Source organism: Lysinibacillus sp. NPDC093190 (assembly GCF_050280425.1).
In the GTDB taxonomy this organism is placed as follows: domain Bacteria; phylum Bacillota; class Bacilli; order Bacillales_A; family Planococcaceae; genus Lysinibacillus.
Genome location: NZ_JBNNVG010000015.1, coordinates 82371 through 97713, shown reverse-complemented (window position 1 = coordinate 97713; position 15343 = coordinate 82371). Strand labels below are relative to the sequence as shown.

Sequence of the window (15343 nt, the reverse complement as noted above, 5' to 3'; positions counted from 1 at the left end):
TCGCCTGGATGGATTTCATTAATGTCCCAGAAGGGTTAGTTGCGAAACAAGGGACTATCGATTTAAGAGGTATTGAAACTAGTAAAGATTTTCAAAGAAAGCTACAGGGTGAATGGGCATTTTACCCAAATACCCTACTCGTTTCGAAAAACCAAAAACCATCTGAACAGAATGATCATGAAATTTATTCCACTTTACCAGAATCTTGGGATCAATACTTTAACAATGGAAAAAACATTCATTTTGGTTCTTATCGCTTAACTATTTTGAAAGATCACAAAAAGCCTCAACTATATGGCATTACTATACCCGAAGAACTGTCACCATATGAGCTTTATGTTGATGGACAGCTTATTGGTGGTCTAGGAGACATGACATTAGATAATGAAAAAACTGCCCCTATCGGTAGACCTATCACCTATTATTTTACACTAGATTCCAGTGAGAGTGAGATCATCATACAAGGCTTCCAAACAAATCGCTATGTACAAGGTGGTTTTACAAAAGAAATTATTTTTGGCGATTTACAGTCTATGGAACAATCCAAGTTTTTTTCATTTGTAACGCAAATTGTAGTTTGTCTAGTGTTTATATTTTACTTACTTTTCACGGTTTTACTTTATGCGATGGGAATTCGAAGTAACTCACTTATTTACTTCACAATGCATATTATTTCTACATGTATAACTATTCTTGCTTCGAGCAATAGAATTTTATATATTTACATGCCCATTAGCTGGATTTGGGCGAATAAAATATATTACTTCTTTTATATTAATACCATGCTATTTCTCTTTTTATTTTTACGCGATCTGGTCAAGAAGTATTCCAAACCCAAAATATTAAATGTTATTCCAATACTATTAGCTGCATACTTACTGTTTATTGTCATAGCTCCTATTGAGTATATTGTTAGTACTAAAATTATTTTCATAATACTCCTTATTGTTTCACCTATTATTATAACCATTTTCATGCTAATTATAGTAATTAAAGGAGAAAGCGGAGTAGCATTTTTATTATTAATGGGTGCTGCGGTTGTAAATAATTCGTTATTTTTCTCATTTGGCCGAAAAAATTACCCATTCGATATATTGATTGCTATCACTGCCTTATCAGCATTTTGGTTTACTCGTTATTTCCAAACAACGCTGCAAACTGAAAAGCTTTCCGTGAAGCTACAAAAAGAGATAAATACAAAGGATGATTTTCTTGCAAATACCTCACATGAGCTTCGCAATCCTCTGCACGGCATGATGAGTATTGCACAAACACTCTTAGTGAAGCAGGATCATCAACTCGCTGAAAAAAATAATGACGATTTAAAGCTTTTGCTAACGATCGGTAATCATATGTCCTATATGCTAGATGATTTACTTGATTTAGTAAATTTAAAGGAAAAAACTATTCGTCTTCAGCTAAAGCAGATCAATGCTTATAATCTAGCAAGCAGTGTAAGCAATATATTTCTTTTTATGTTAAAAGGTAAACCTGTAGAGGTAATAATAGACATCCCTAAAGATTTACCACCTGTGTTGGCAGACGAGACTCGGCTTATTCAAATTTTTACGAACTTACTTCATAATGCTATTAAATTTACTGAAAAAGGTTCCATTACTTTCGATGCCGAAGTGGTCGGTAAAAAACTATATATTTCTATTACGGATACAGGGATTGGCATTGAAAAGGACATGCAAGAAAAAATATTTGAGCCCTATGAGCAAGTTGATTCAAGTATGACATCTATCGGTGGTGGACTTGGTCTAGGATTAAGTATCTGCCAAGAACTCGTTACCTTACATGGAGGCACAATGTCGCTGTCATCCACTGTTGGCAAAGGCTCTACGTTTACTTTCTCATTACCGATAGCTAAAGATTTGGCGGTGGACGAAGCTGACTTAAACGCTGAACATGATGCTTCTCTTTCAAAATACGTTTCATTACTAAACAACCTTTCTATGATTGAAGGTGAAATTACTGCAGCTACCGAACAAGGGTCCCTTGTGACAAGTCATTCGCGTGTTTTAATTGTTGATGATGACGCTGTGAACTTACAGGTGCTTGTTAATGTGCTGTCAACGGAGCCATACGAAATTGAAACGGCAATAAGTGGTGCAGAGGCTCTAAAAAAACTACAGGAAGGCAGCTTTGATTTAGTCATTTCTGATATTATGATGCCGTATATGTCAGGCTATGATTTAGCAAAACGGATTCGTGAGCGATTCTCTATTTCCGAGCTACCTATTCTTTTCTTAACAGCTCGTCAGCAAAGAGAGGATATACAACTTGCTTTTTTAAGTGGTGCAAATGATTATGTAAAGAAACCAGTGGAATATGTGGAGCTTAAATCAAGGGTCCATGCACTCGTTCGTGTTAAGCAATCCAGTGAAGAACGTCTACGCATCGAAGCAGCATGGCTACAAGCTCAGATCCAGCCCCACTTTTTCTTTAACACACTTAACTCGATCATTTCTCTACACGGAGTAGACGATGAGCAAATGGAGGAATTACTGCTTGCTTTTAGTGATTATTTACAGATGAGCTTTGATTTCCAAAATGCCGACTTAGTTGTACCTCTTAACTACGAATTAAAGCTGGTCCGCTCCTATATAGCCATAGAGCAAATACGCTTTGGCAATAGAGTTCAAGTAGAATGGGACATCCCTGAAAATATAGAGCTATCCGTCCCACCACTGTCGATTCAAACACTGGTTGAAAACGCCATCCAGCATGGAATTTTACCTAAACAGCAAGGAGGAACCATCACAATTCGCATTACAGAGGTCGACGAGTACTTTACAATATCCATTTCCGATAATGGCGTTGGCTTCGATAACACCGACTCTAAAAAGAAAGCAAGCATCGGTCTCGTTAATACCGAACAACGCCTAAAGCAATTATTTGGCGCGCAATTAACGATCGAAAGTGTGATTGGACAAGGCACGACCATCTCTTTCCCAATTCCTAAATAAGGGTAGGATCATCGGGTTCTATCCGTTCTACAAATAAAAAAACAACAGGCTAGATCCCTATAGCCTGTTGTTTCTTTTATATAAGCAATATCGCCTCTGTATAGGTTTTAAAATCACTTGAATGCTTCTCGATAATTGCTTGGAGTATATTTAATTCAATAGCTTGATATAGGTTCTATCCATCATTCTTCCGATTCTATTCATCTCTATTGAAAAGCGACATGCTTACCTTTCATATTTTCAAAAGTACTTAAGACACAAAGTATTAAAAAAAACACACAACCTATCTACCTATTCACCTAAAATATACATAAAAAACCCTAGTCTATGATAAAATTGGTTTATCAACATAAATTAGGATATTATCAAAACAATCAAAGGTTTCATCTAGGATAAAAACCCTATGATTTATTCATTGCAATTATCTAAAACCCAATAGGAGGTTTCCCGTATTATGAAAAACAAAAGAAAACTAGCCTTACTCGCCCTAGTTGCGGCCCCTTCATTGATCTATGCTGCACCTACTACGTCAGCATCGGCTGCTGATATTACAGGGCAGGTAAAAACTGCTTATATATACGATAATACTTATTACTACAACTCTAATGTTGCGAATGTTGTTCGACTTATTTCCAACATTAATGATACAACCGCTACATTCCAAGCAACTTTAGAGACAGCCAGCAAAGCATACGATGCATTAACCGCAACGGAACAACAGTACGTCACGAATTATTCAACGCTGTCAAATCATAAACAGACGAAAGTAGCGTATCGTAAGCTTGCTGCACAAATCGAAGAAAAATTAGCATCAGTGGAATCCACTTCTATTAATTACTATCAAAATGTTATTGAAACGAGAGATTGGTACAATACGTTAAACGCAGCGCAGAAAACCTTTGTGAGTGCGGAATCACAAAGAATACTGACATCCTATATTTCGCCAAATACATCTATCGATAAAGTGGTTTATAAAATTCGATTGTTAAACTCTTCTCGCATTACTTTCCATCAAGATGTAGCTGATGCTAGAGCAGAGCTCAATGCATTACGCAAATTTACAAACGTTTCTTTACCTGTTGGCGTAGAGCAGCTTTTATTAGATGCTGAGCAGCTTGTTGTGAAAGATAAGGAAGCAGCTAAGGAAGTGGAAAACGCCATTGCAGATTTATCGCCTAAAACGTCCACTACCCAAGATGTACAGGCAGTGAAAACAGCCTTCGAAGCTTTAACGCCTGTGCAACAGCAGCTTGTCCCTAATGTCTGGACTTTAGTGGACTTTGTAAATGGGAAATATAAGCTACCGACTAAAGGGAACGGGACAAAAACTCCAATTTTATCGGATACGGTAGCAGTACCTGGTAAAATTACAGCTATGACTAGAAATAAAAATACCTATACAGCAAAAATAAACGTTACTGATTCGGAAATCAGTACAGAGCGCTTCGTTTTAACAACAAAATCTAATATGACTGTTATTATTCCACCGCTAGGAACTCTTCTTAATGAGGATACTGGTGTTATGGAAATTAAAATTACACGAAATTTGAATCGTATCACATTCCAAGCAACATTAAATAAAAAACTAGTTGAATTTGAGGCAGATATGGAAATCATTATCGATAATTTATCGCCGAATACCTCCATCGTTCGTACGTTTGATCTTGGCGATCAAGAGCCTGCTGATTACATAGTAGAAGGCAATCGTCATTTCATTCAAACAACTACATCTGGTTCATTCCAAATTGTTAGATAGTAACCCACTAATATCTCAGTAAAGAAAAAAGCATAACTCTCTGCCAATATCGCAGAGGGCTATGCTTTTTTCTGCTCTGCTATCGCTTCTTCACAGTCAATCCCTTCTTTCAAAAATTCAATAGGCACCTGTAACGAAATCTTACTTACATTAATACATCATAAAGAGGACCTTTTCATACCATTACATCAACAACTTTGCTCAGTGGTACGCCTACAGCTCCCCATTTTTTAACATTTCTTGGTCCAACAACTGATTAAGTAATGCGCTTTTGTTCCCTTCATCAGTACGCTCTTTTATCGCGTTCTTTCAGAAAATTTTCAGAAAACCATTGACAATTGTCATAAAACAGGGATAATCATTAATAAAGTTTCCTTAGAGAAACAATATGAAGTTCGGGAAATATTATTATAGAGAGGAACAAAAAATGCATATGGAAAAGACATCATTGAAACCACTTTCTGAATGCTCATTTGGAGATTGCTTTTTAATAAAAGAAATAAATATTAAAGGGCCTTTAAGAAGAAGATTATTAGATTTAGGCTTTGTGAAAGAAGCAGAAATCTCCGTTCTTCGTAAAAGTCCTTTAGGAGACCCTGTTGCTTATCGCGTAAGCAATACGACGATTGCATTACGTAATGATGAGAGCTCTATGATTCTCGGCGAAATTGTTAGGGGGAATACAAAATGAGAGTAAATAGAATAGCTTTAGCAGGTAACCCAAATACCGGTAAAAGTACATTGTTTAATACATTAACAGGATTGAAGCAACATACTGGGAACTGGCCAGGGAAAACGGTTGTTCATGCAGAAGGATCTTTTGAACACAAAGGAGAGCAATATGTACTCGTGGATTTGCCCGGGACCTATTCTCTATTTTCCAATTCAGCAGATGAAGAAGTTGCAAGAGACCATATTGTTTTTGACCAACCGGATGCAACGATTGTTGTGCTTGATGCAACATCATTAGAGAGAAATTTAAATCTTGCGCTCCAAGTTTTAGAAATGACTGATAATGTCATCATTTGTATCAATTTAATTGATGAAGCTGAGAAAAAAGGTATCCGAATTGATGAAAAGAGATTATCTCGTGAACTAGGAGTTCCTGTCGTAAAAATATCGGCAAGAAATAAAAAAGGTATTAATCGATTGTTGGATACATTAAGTCAACTGGTGAATGGGACAATTGTGACAACTCCGTATCGCATGAAATATTCGAAAGAAATAGAGGAAGCCATAACTAAGATAGAATCGAAATTAGAAGGTTATTTTGATGAAAAATATCCATCAAGATGGGTTGCCCTTCGCTTACTTGATGGTGATGAGGAATTGATTTTAAAACTGCAAAATCATAAGAATACTAAACAGCACGAGGTGAGAACGAATGGAGTCCCAGTCAGTGTTAAATCATAATTCGCTTAAGGGTATTTTAGCTGAAGTGAACGAGGTTTCGAATGAGGATATTCGAGATGAAATCGTTAGTGATATTTATACTAAAAGCAAATCTTTATGTAAAAAAGTAGTATCTCAGCAGCCTGCAATGTACAGATCTGATAAATTAGATGAAATTTTCACATCCCGCATTTGGGGATTCCCTATTATGCTTATCTTGCTTGGAACTGTCTTTTACATTACAATTGCTGGCGCAAACGTACCGTCTGATATGTTAGCAAACTTATTTGGCTATCTAGAGGGTAAGCTAACAATTCTTTTTGAAGCAGTGCACGCACCAGAATGGCTACACGGTATTTTAATTCTTGGGCTATTTAGAGGAACAGGCTGGGTTATTAGTGTTATGTTACCACCGATGGCTATATTCTTCCCTATCTTCGCTCTATTAGAAAACTACGGTTACCTACCACGAGTAGCATTTAATATGGACCGTTTATTTAAACGAGCAGGTGGACACGGGAAGCAGTCATTAACAATGGCAATGGGCTTTGGCTGTAATGCTGCTGCTATTCTATCAACGAGAATTATAGAATCTCCTCGTGAAAGAATGTTGGCCATTTTAACGAACAATTTTGTTCCTTGTAACGGGAGATGGCCAACACTTATTTTATTAGCATCATTATTTATGGTAACTGGTTTTTCAGGTGCAACAGGTTCATTGGTCACAGCGGGTATTTTAATAGGATTTGTTATGTTGGGCGTCGTTGTGACATTATCCGTTTCCTGGGTTCTTTCTAAAACCGCTTTAAAGGGTGTACCTACCCATTACACATTAGAGCTTCCACCATTCCGAAAACCAAAGTTTTGGGATACAGTTTTAAGAGCGAGTATTGATAAAGCATGGAATGTATTAAAAAGAGCAGTTATCGTTGCAGCGCCTGCCTCTATTTTGACTTGGGTATTCGCCAATATTTACGTTGGTGATACAAGTATTCTAATGCATTTTGTTAACTTTTTAGATCCGTTTGGTCAGGCTCTTGGTATGGATGGCTTTATTATGGCTGCGTTTATTCTTGGGCTACCAGCCAATGAAATTGTTATCCCTATCCTAATTATGGCGTATTTATCACAAGGAGCTATGCTAGAAATTGAGGATTTATCGAAGCTAAAACAAGTGTTTATCGACCAAGGCTGGACGTGGCTAACAGCTTTAAATATGATGTTGTTCTCACTGCTACACTTCCCTTGCGGAACGACTTTAGTCAATATTTATAAAGAAACAAAAAGTGCAAAGTGGACATTTATGTCATTTTTAATTCCAACTGTTATTGCCATTGGCGTAACATGGCTAACAGCAACAGTTGCTCGCGCGTTTGGTTGGGTGTGATGATGAAAGGGATGGTCTTAAACCAGATACCCCCTATTTGGTATCACATACGTATTTACACCGCATAAGGGCGTAATTGTTCATAAAGCGATAGAGCAAGAAACTATAAATGGAAAGGCAACTTACTAGTTATCCTTTTGATATTCCCATAATAAACACCTTAAATTGATTTACTCAATTTAAGGTGTTTTTATAATCTAGGACTCTACATTCGATTAAGGTCTCTTAATATTTCTCTAGGATTAATTCCAAATTTCTCTTTAAAAATCTCCGCAAAATAGCTAGGATTAGAATATCCTACTGCATTCGCAATGTCTGTTACATTCATAGTCCCCTCTTGTAATAAAAGAAATGCCTTCTCTAGCCTTTTTTCTCGTAAATATCCAAACACTGTTGTTCCGAACATCTCTTTAAATCCCTTTTTTAATTTGTAATCGTTTAAACCAACTAAACGTGATAGTTCAATAAGTGTAGGAGGATTAGACATATGTTCTGTAATAATTGATTGAGCTTGCTGTATTTTGGTTCTATCACTTTTTGAAAACATAACAGGGCTAAGAGAATTATCAAATAGTTGAGATCGAAATGTCATTGATAATAGCTGTAATGCTCGACATTCTAGCTCTAAATTGGTCATTTTCTTACTTGCTATAGCATCTAACATTTGCTGAACAATAATTAAGGAAGATGCGTTAATTCTCTCTTGAAAGAGTCTATATCGTTTCCCACCAAGAATTTTAGAGAAATTTAGGGATTCCTTACTAGTTTTACTAGTTTCACTCATAAAATGATTAAAAGTTGAAACCGGAATACCAATCCCAACCATTTGATAGGATTGATTTTTATGAAACATAAAATTTGCCCCCACCTGCTCTATAAATTGAAGCGAGCATGTTCCTGAAGAAATTTCATATTCTGAGCCTGAGATGTAAACACCTCTATTACCTTGTAAACAAAGACTAAGCTCAACCATAGGCTGTTTTGTAACTATTTGCATTTGGTGCTCTCGATAAAATGAATAATCAGATGTAACCACTTCTAAATCTCGGCGGGGAATAAAACGATGTATAGCTCCTTCCTGCATATTTGGTTGGAATACAAACGGACATTCATGTACCTTTGATATTTCCAATGCATGAAAAAATTCATTAAAATTATCATGGAAATTAGTATTCAACGTGTTCATCACCATCCTTCAGTTTATTGAGAACGATTATCAATTATAACCAAAGTATAGCAAACGAACTGCGATTTAGCTATTCTTCTTTAGTTGTAAGTGCCATTGATAGCAGTAAACACAAAAAGAAGATAGTAGCTCCAAAACCATAAGCAGTAGCATATCCCCCAGCATATTCTATAAGCCATCCTGCAAGTCCAGGCCCAATCATTTGACCGATAGCATAAAAGATAGAAATAAAGCCGATCGCTGATGCCACATATTTTGGTGACACCCCTTGGCTTGCCTTCATTTGAATAAGCACAAGGACACCCCCAAGAGACGAGCCCCATATAATAGCAGACACGATAAATCCAGCTACATTAGGAAATAACATCGGAAAAACATCTCCTACAATTGACAAAAGCAACGCTGCCATTAATGCTATTTTTACACCTATCTTATCCGCTAGCATTCCCCATAATGGCGCACCTCCAATTGAAACGATCCCTGCAACAGCATAAATGGAGCCCGCCACTGCATTTGAAATCCCGATGTCCTTCATATAACTTGTTTGATATAAATTCGGAATAAGATAAACAAGTCCCACGGCACAATAAATTCCAGCTATGAGGTACAGCTCTTTACTTCTCCAGGCTTTAGTTTTTTCTTGTACAGTACCCTTTTCTGCCGTTGATTTTGGTGTCTTTATCACAAAAGATGCTACTAACACGACTATAATTGTGATTACGACAAATACTAACCATACTCCTCGCCAGCCAAGCTCAGGAAAATGTCGAAGCATAAAAGGTACAAGTACTCCAGAGAGTAGCATTCCTACTCCCGCACCACTCATTAGCAATCCCATCACTGTCCCTCTTTTCTTAGGGAAAGAGCTAACTGCTATTGATAATAGTGGCGTATAGACAAGAGCACTACCAGCACCAGCCAAAAATAAAGCTATAGCAGCCCACCAGAAATTCGTGACAAATACAAGACCCCCTAAACCCGCAATAACAAAACCTCCGCCTACCAACAGCACGTTTTTCGCTCCAATACGCACCGTTAGCATCCCTGACAGACCTACTGTAAGTAAATAACCTAAAAATAGTATAGTACCTAATAAACCTGACTGTGATGTAGTTAATGACAGCCCTTCCTGCATAAAAGGTAATATAATACCGTAAGCCATACGGGCAAATCCTGTAGTTGTAACGATTAATAGCATTCCAGTTATAACAAATGCCCAAAAATTTTTCATTTTTATTCCCCTTTCATTCATTAATGCCTATGACTCTTAAAATAAAAAAACTATTCATTATGTTTATCTAAGATCTCCTTTTCATCTTTTGTTAATTTTTCTCTTTAGAAATATAGTTATCTTAATTTTTTTAGTCCTACTTCTCTACCAATAGACGGATAATAATGCCGTTTAACGGATTTTATTTTCTTTTAAACATGAAAAGAGACATCTCAATAGATTTTGAGACGTCTCTTTTGGGTACTATATATTTTATCCCCACTTCTTATTAAAAAACAGAAAGCTAAGTAGGCACTACAAAATTATAATGATCAAGTAAAGTAATGATTGATCAAAAAGGAGGGTCTATCATGAATATCTCCTCTATGTCTGGCATCATTGCGAATACCCACTATTTCAATCTTCCTATAACGCATCAAAAGCCGGTGTGAAATGCTTACGAAGAGTTTAGCAATGGAATGGGCAAAGCATAATGTAAAAGTGAATACAATTGCTCCAGGATACATGAAAACAGAGCTAACAAAGCCTTATTTTGAGCAAGACGGCGATATGATCGATACTTGGATGAGCCTTACCCTTATGGGCAGACCTGGGACACCGGATGAACTAGGAGGCATTGCGTTATTCCTAGCTTCGGAGGCTTCTTCTTTTGTTACAGGAGGCGTGTTTACTGTGGATGGTGGGTATACTGTGCTGTAGTTGTTAACCGTTTTAGGAAACATTTTTAAAGGAATCAACACCTTCAATAAAGGCATATTGATTCCTTTTTCTTTGGATATTCTCATTAGTATACTTGCCCTTCCCTGTTTATAGACTGCAATGAAGTGGGAGGGAGGGAGGGAAAGAAAACGCTTTTACCTTGCTCAACTAGATAAAAAAGAAGAAACTCATCAACTAAAAATGTTGAAAGTTCCTTCTTTATTACTATTCTTTATTTTGTTATCTTATCCTGAACTTTATACATGTTACCGTATTTGTCTACAATTACAATCACGATATAATCCCCTTCGATAAACGGTACTGTTGGATGTGTAATAGGTTTCTCAGTACGTCCTTTTGAAAGTTCTGTTTGACCATCACCACTACTTAAGCTTATTAGTGCGCCAGATGCATCTGGTTGAATTACCTCTATTGGCTTAATTGCATCAATAACTGTCTGCGAATATGTTTTACTGTATGCTTTATAGTAGAATTTTGCCGCTTCCCCCGGTTGAACCGATGGATCAGCAAAGGTAAAGTCAAATGTTGCTAAAATATTTTTCCCTCTATCCGTTGAAATAGGTGGTTGTAATTTCGCACTTTCGATATTTGTTGTAAGTGTTCTGTAGATGTAAGAAGCTGTTGGTTTACTAAATGTCCAGCCACCTTTATCTTTGACTGTAGCACTTACAGTAATATCAAAGCTTTGTTTTACTTCATTAGCAAACTTGATAATTAGCTTACGAGGTTCCCAATCCTTTTTGCCTGTAGTATCTTCCCACTCCCATGATGCATAGGATGGTGAAATAGCAGTATTTGTACCTGGTTCTACTAATTTAAAATCTGAATCCTTTAGATCAACAGCCTCTGAAAATGTTACTTCAAATGTTTTACCATCAATACGTTTAAAGATTGGATCTTCTACCTTTGATGGTGTGCCATCTGAGAAAAATTTGTATGCCATAACACCTGTGCCATTTCCACCAGGAGTCAGGGTTATTAGTTTATTTTGTTTTTCATCAAATGTGTAAACTTTTGATTCTGTACCCACCTGTAGCATTGTTGCGTTATTATAGCGATCCTTTACAGCAATATAAAGCTCGTAATCTTGATGTTCTGATAAGGAAAGGTTAATTTCATTTGTATCTTTTCGCATATTGCTAGCTGTTCCTCTAGCGATAATCTCTTCTGCACTAGTTGGAACTGGGATGGTTGTATCATCAGCTTTTCTAAGGATATAGTGATAGGTTCCATCTTCGTCTGACATAAATTTAAATGTGGCCTTCTTGTCACCCTCAGCTATTTTTATTGATGTATTTTCAATTTTCGGTGGTGTTTGGTCATCAATAACATGTTTTGCTTGAATGTCAGATACATTTCCTGAGCGATCTCGTAACACCATATAAATCGAATAGCTTTTAAATGGGTCCAAACCTGTAGTTGGCAAAGGAATTGTAACCTTTTGTTTTCCTAATTGCGCTGGTTTATTACCGCCACTACCGACAATGGCTACATCCTCTGTGCCAACTTTAAAAGTTTTCGAATTCAATTGAACGGCTTCAATTAAGCGTAGACGATCATCACGTGTTAGCTTTAAGTCTGACTCCATAATCAAATAATGGTACGTACCTGCTTTAGTTGCATTGAATTCAATAAGCGTCTGATCTTTTGTCGCATTAATCGCAGGTTCTCCTATAATTGTTAAGTAAGGCCATTCACCGTCTTTATGAATATATTCAGCCGTATTTCTAGGAACACTATTAGGCGGAATATTATTAATATTTTCGAATCCATTATCAGCTAAGTCTTTAACATTTGGAGAAATAGTTACAACTAAGTTATCACCATTGACAAATCCTGTTAATGAAGGGATTGTGAATATTAATCTTTTTTGTGATTTATTATAGACAACTTTTTCTGGACGAATTGGTTTTTGTAAGCCTTGATTGACAATCCCTGTACCCGTAAGTTCATAGTTCTCTACTTTTTCAGCAGAAACAGGATCTAACTCCTCACTCACTGTTACATAAAACTCATTTTTTATTTCATCAAGTAAAAACAGCTCGCCACCTACAATATATGGTGGGATATTATCAAGTGCACCTGTCTTAAAGCCTTTCGAAGCAGGTGGGTCTATCGAATAATTACCCGAATCATCCTTCATCACTACATAAAGTTCATACTCTGTTTCAGCCTCTAAGCCTGTTAGAATTTCAGTAATTCCAAGTTTCCCTGCAACTGCCTTGCCCTTACCTGTTGGTTTAGCAACAATATCTGCAGTTGTTGGAGCAGCTGCAGTTGTCTTTTTACGTACGTAGTAGTAATAGTCTCCTGGTTCACTCGCTGTAAATGTAAACTCTGCACGTGTTCCACCATGTAGAGGTGTTACTGTTAAAGATTTAACAACTGGTGGTGTTCCATCTTTCATTTGGAATGATTGTGATTTAATATCCGAAACATTTTTCGCTCCATCAACGACCATCACATAAACAACATATTCTTTTTTCTCACCTAAATTAGTGATTTTAATAGTGTTTTTGCCATTCACTGCTGCGCCTGTTCCACTTGCCGCATTGTCAGTGGAAATACGATTTACCATTTCTTTTTTCGTTGGTGCATCGGCGCCTTTTTCACGAACAATATAGTAGTAGGTTCCAACTTTATCTGAAGTGAAATCTACTTGAATATCACTACCATTTAAAACCGTTACATTTGTAATGTCGATTAAAGGTTTTGTTTTATCAGCTGGTTTTTGATTATCAATATCGTCTTTATCAATCGGCTTACCGTCTGGATCTGTAATAGTACCGATATTATCTTTATCCTCTAGGAAGTCATCGAAGATATTATTCGGTGACTCGTCCTTCGGCATAATAACTCTATCAACATACGTGTAATCTCCAAGATCAATCCAACCATATACATTATCAACGTACAGAATACCTACGCGACCGTCTATATATAGCTCTAAATCAGTAAAGCTATTGTAGTTAATCCTGTCGATATTACCAGTTCCGTAAATTGTTAGCTTCGTTTCTGTATCAAGGTTTAGTGTACCGATATTTCCTTGAATCTCAAATTCACGGACATTCCCGATGATGTCTACACGTGGTAGCTTCATATTTGTTTCGATTTTTGTACCGCTTTGAGAGACTACTAGGCGTGATACAGTGCTGTTATAAAATTCAATATGTTTTTCAACATTTTTCATCGTCACTTTATCTTTAGACCAGTTCACAAATGGCTTATTTTTATCAGGATTCTTGTCGGAATTCTGATCTGTCCAATTTTGAAGATCTGTTGTCGGACCGTTATTGGACGAGGATGAGCCTTCATCATTTGGATTATCTGGATTAGACCAGTTAATAAATGCCGTATTTGTGCTTGCTATACGACCAAGTGATAATGGCTTATAGTTGGAAGCGCCTAATTGTAAAGGTGGACGTACCGTTTCATTGACAAGCATTGTGCCAGTCAGTGTAACATTGGAAAATTCAATATAGTTCCCGTTAACAACGATTGTCGCGCCGAAGGACTTATGATCGCCATCAAACTCTAGAAATTTTGAGCTTGTCCCACTTGCATTCAATGTTAGCTTTGAGACAGAGCGGATGGTTTTGCCTGAAAGATCCCCTTCAATAAGTGCACCTTTTAATACTGGGGCATTATCTTCGTTAAAAATATGCGAGAGACTTTCCGGTACTGAGTAAGGTTCACCATTTATGAAGACATTATCGTCTTCAATACCTGTAATTTTGAAAGATGTGGCATGGCCCTTTTTCTCTTGTGAACGCACAATAAAAGATGAAATTTGTCCACGTGTTACCGCATTATATGGTGAGAAAGTAACAGGTGTTGTTCCTTCTGTAATCTTTAAATCTACTAAAGTTTGAATATAAATGGCGTTGCTCGTCTGACTAGTAACATCTTGGAAACTATGGTTGTAATTAGATGCTACCTCAAATTTAAAGCCTAGCGCTAAAATTTTCGCTAATTGCCCACGTGTAATCACTTCATTAGGCATAAATGTTCCATTTGAATACCCAGACATGATTCCTGCATTTTGTAATGCAGCTATATACTTGTAGTATTCACTACTTTTTGGGACATCTTTAAAATATGGGTCTTGCACATTTTTTAAATCCAAGTCTAAAACAGTTGCTAGCATTTTTGCTGCTTGACCACGTGTTACATTTTGATTTGGTCGAAAGGTTTTATCTGCATACCCACTAATTGCACCTTGAGAGTATAATTTTAAAATATTGTCGTAATGGCTTGAATATTGGTCAATATCCGTAAATGGTGAAGTAGCCGCAGCTGCATTTTGTGGTGGTACTACAACAGCAATCCCACTAGTAGCAAAAACAGTTGCTATAAGTGCTTTGTTCACTTTTTGGACTTTTGTTTTATCCATCCCACTCTTCCTTTCATCTATGTATTTGATACGTTCAAAATATCATTTTCATCATACCCTTTATATCGACAGGTAGGTAGTGAACCTTCATAGATAATTCTAAAATACTGGAAGAAAATCGTTAACAAAAATAGGCAACAAACTTAAAAAGTTCACCATCATGATGTGGGGTTGATTTCCGTTCCGGCTAGGCGCTTCCCTGGGGGGCGTCCAGCCTTCACTCCAATCAACTTATCTACATAGCATGAGTTTCAACAAAATATCAATCTAACTTTTAGTGATGAATTAAATAACAGTTTAGACACT

Annotated in this window: 8 protein-coding genes and 1 pseudogene; 6 read left to right on the top strand and 3 right to left on the bottom strand. The window is 36.8% G+C overall.

Annotated features, from left to right (window positions below):
* Positions 1–8 precede the first annotated feature (8 nt).
* The 5 genes from ACQKOF_RS13425 (at position 9) to ACQKOF_RS13405 (ending at position 7507) form a co-directional block, all read left to right on the top strand.
* Entirely contained in the window at positions 9–2972 is a 2964-nt protein-coding gene (locus ACQKOF_RS13425; RefSeq protein WP_427557725.1) for an ATP-binding protein, read from the top strand.
* Between the two features lie 454 nt (positions 2973–3426).
* Positions 3427–4728, top strand: coding sequence for a hypothetical protein (locus ACQKOF_RS13420; protein ID WP_427557722.1), 1302 nt, complete (start codon positions 3427–3429; stop codon positions 4726–4728).
* Between the two features lie 433 nt (positions 4729–5161).
* Positions 5162–5419: a FeoA family protein gene (locus ACQKOF_RS13415; protein ID WP_400728793.1), complete on the top strand. Its 258-nt coding sequence runs from the start codon at positions 5162–5164 to the stop codon at positions 5417–5419.
* Positions 5416–6141 (top strand): FeoB small GTPase domain-containing protein, encoded by a 726-nt coding sequence (locus tag ACQKOF_RS13410; protein WP_427557720.1) that lies wholly within the window; start codon positions 5416–5418, stop codon positions 6139–6141. Before ACQKOF_RS13415 ends, ACQKOF_RS13410 begins: the two co-directional genes overlap by 4 nt.
* On the top strand, positions 6113–7507 hold the full coding sequence (locus tag ACQKOF_RS13405) for a nucleoside recognition domain-containing protein (protein ID WP_427557717.1): 1395 nt from the start codon (positions 6113–6115) through the stop codon (positions 7505–7507). Before ACQKOF_RS13410 ends, ACQKOF_RS13405 begins: the two co-directional genes overlap by 29 nt.
* A gap of 205 nt (positions 7508–7712) precedes the next feature.
* Here ACQKOF_RS13405 and ACQKOF_RS13400 read toward each other — a convergent pair whose 3' ends face one another.
* Both ACQKOF_RS13400 and ACQKOF_RS13395 read right to left on the bottom strand, forming a co-directional pair.
* A complete protein-coding gene (locus ACQKOF_RS13400; RefSeq protein WP_427557714.1) occupies positions 7713–8693 on the bottom strand; it encodes a helix-turn-helix transcriptional regulator in 981 nt (326 codons plus the stop codon).
* A gap of 70 nt (positions 8694–8763) precedes the next feature.
* Positions 8764–9924 carry an MFS transporter gene (locus ACQKOF_RS13395; RefSeq protein ID WP_427557711.1) on the bottom strand — a complete coding sequence of 387 codons (1161 nt, stop codon included), beginning with the start codon at positions 9922–9924 and terminating at the stop codon, positions 8764–8766.
* A 317-nt stretch (positions 9925–10241) separates the two neighbouring features.
* Here ACQKOF_RS13395 and ACQKOF_RS13390 point away from each other — a divergent pair.
* Positions 10242–10623: pseudogene (locus tag ACQKOF_RS13390) on the top strand (SDR family NAD(P)-dependent oxidoreductase); the annotation flags it as partial.
* A gap of 232 nt (positions 10624–10855) precedes the next feature.
* Here ACQKOF_RS13390 and ACQKOF_RS13385 read toward each other — a convergent pair.
* Positions 10856–15037: an S-layer homology domain-containing protein gene (locus ACQKOF_RS13385; RefSeq protein WP_427557708.1), complete on the bottom strand. Its 4182-nt coding sequence runs from the start codon at positions 15035–15037 to the stop codon at positions 10856–10858.
* Positions 15038–15343 lie beyond the last annotated feature (306 nt).

What these genes read in the sequence shown, in the direction of transcription:
- ACQKOF_RS13425 (WP_427557725.1), top strand. Translation starts at nt 9, where the DNA reads ATGGATTTCATTAATGTCCCAGAAGGGTTAGTTGCGAAACAAGGGACT.
- ACQKOF_RS13420 (WP_427557722.1), top strand. Translation starts at nt 3,427, where the DNA reads ATGAAAAACAAAAGAAAACTAGCCTTACTCGCCCTAGTTGCGGCCCCT.
- ACQKOF_RS13415 (WP_400728793.1), top strand. Translation starts at nt 5,162, where the DNA reads ATGGAAAAGACATCATTGAAACCACTTTCTGAATGCTCATTTGGAGAT.
- ACQKOF_RS13410 (WP_427557720.1), top strand. Translation starts at nt 5,416, where the DNA reads ATGAGAGTAAATAGAATAGCTTTAGCAGGTAACCCAAATACCGGTAAA.
- ACQKOF_RS13405 (WP_427557717.1), top strand. Translation starts at nt 6,113, where the DNA reads ATGGAGTCCCAGTCAGTGTTAAATCATAATTCGCTTAAGGGTATTTTA.
- ACQKOF_RS13400 (WP_427557714.1), bottom strand. Translation starts at nt 8,693, where the DNA reads ATGAACACGTTGAATACTAATTTCCATGATAATTTTAATGAATTTTTT.
- ACQKOF_RS13395 (WP_427557711.1), bottom strand. Translation starts at nt 9,924, where the DNA reads ATGAAAAATTTTTGGGCATTTGTTATAACTGGAATGCTATTAATCGTT.
- ACQKOF_RS13385 (WP_427557708.1), bottom strand. Translation starts at nt 15,037, where the DNA reads ATGGATAAAACAAAAGTCCAAAAAGTGAACAAAGCACTTATAGCAACT.